The 1,500-nt window shown below is 75.5% G+C and carries 1 protein-coding gene and 1 pseudogene; one reads left to right on the top strand and one right to left on the bottom strand.

Features of this window, described 5'->3' with window-relative positions:
• Nucleotides 1–242 (bottom strand): annotated as a pseudogene (locus N869_RS14995) (trehalose-6-phosphate synthase); the annotation flags it as partial.
• Between the two features lie 113 nt (nucleotides 243–355).
• On the opposite strand from N869_RS14995, the gene N869_RS14990 reads away from it, so the two are divergent.
• On the top strand, nucleotides 356–1,500 hold a 1,145-nt coding region (locus N869_RS14990; protein ID WP_035062984.1), incomplete at its 3' end, for a serine/threonine-protein kinase.

Below are 1,500 nucleotides of genomic sequence, written 5' to 3'. Positions count from 1 at the left end.
ACCTCGTCGGCGCTCAACGTCACCGGCACCAGGTGCATGTCACCGGCGTCGAACGGCTCGGCCTCCACGTCCGGCTTGCCGGCCCACCCCACCCAGGCGCCCTCGGACGCCTGCATCACCGGCTCCAGGGCGGTGACCAGCCCACCTGGCGACCGGCTCCAGCTCGTGGTGCCGTCCTCCTCGACGTGGAGGTCCACCGGCAGGCGGTTCGCCACCACGACCAGCTCGTAACCCGTGCTCACGTATGCCTCAGCTCCTTGGATCCGTCCCGAGGTTATCGACTCCCCCGTCGAGATGCCCGTCGGTCCGCGCGGCACCGGGCCCAGGCCGCCGCAGGCCGCTACCGTGCAGCACCATGGAACGGATCGGCGTCGCCCCCGGCACCGAGATCGGCGGGTACCGGGTGCTCGCGCCTCTCGGCGCGGGCGGCATGGGCGCCGTCTACAAGGCCGAGGACGGCGGCGGTGCCCCCGTCGCGCTCAAGCTGCTGCACCCCCACCTGGGTGCCGACCCCCACGCGCGGGAGCGCCTGCGTCGGGAGGTCCTGCACCTGCAGCGCGTCCGCCACACCGGGGTCGCCCAGGTCCTGGACGCCGAGATCGAGTCCACCGAGGCGTTCGTGGTCACCGAGCTCGTCGAGGGAGCCGACCTCGCCGCCCACGTCCGCGAGCACGGCCCCATGCCCCTGCCCGAGGTCGTCGAGCTCGCCGACCAGCTGCGCGCCGCCCTCACCGAGGTGCACGCCGCCGGGGTCCTGCACCGCGACCTCACCCCCGGCAACGTCCTGGTCAGCCCCCGGGGCGCGGTCCTCATCGACTTCGGCATCGCCCAGGCCGCCGAGGACCCCCGCGTCACGTCCACCGGCATGGTCGTCGGTACCCCCGGGTACCTCTCGCCCGAGCTCCTGGAGGGCGGGGAGCCCTCCGAGGCCGCCGACTGGTGGGGGTGGGCTGCGGTCCTGGCCTTCGCCGCGACCGGCCGCCCACCCTTCGGTCAGCGCCCCGTGCACGCGGTCCTGGCCCGTGCACGTGCCGGTGAGCCGGACCTGGTCGGGCTGCCGACCCGGTTCGCCGCGACGCTGCGCCGTGCGCTCGCCGTCGACCCCCGCCACCGGCTGGAGCCCACGCGGGTCGTCGAGGAGCTCACCGAGTCCGCCGACGACGAGCTCCCCGAGGACGCCACCCAGGTCCTCGCGCAGACCCCGGCCGACGTCGAGCCCACGAGCGTCGTGCACACCGCGGCGACGGCGGTGATGCCCGACCTGCCCCCGCCCCACGAGCAGGCGACCGCTGTCATGCCCGTGGACCCCCGCGACGCCCAGAGCACCCAGGTGCAGCCGGTGCTTCCCGAGGAGTGGGACGACGAACCCGACGAGCACCTCCCGTACGGGGTCCCGGTCCAGGACCACCAGTGGGACGAGGCGGCCGTCGCGCCGGAGCCCGGCGCGCGCCCCGCACGGCCCCGGACCGGCAGCGTCCTGGCCCTGGCGGCCCTGCTCGC

The organism is Cellulomonas bogoriensis 69B4 = DSM 16987 (genome assembly GCF_000767165.1).
Taxonomy (GTDB): Bacteria; Actinomycetota; Actinomycetes; order Actinomycetales; family Cellulomonadaceae; genus Actinotalea; species Actinotalea bogoriensis.
Note: the sequence above shows the minus strand (reverse complement) of the source record. Positions and strands in the feature narration are given on the sequence as shown.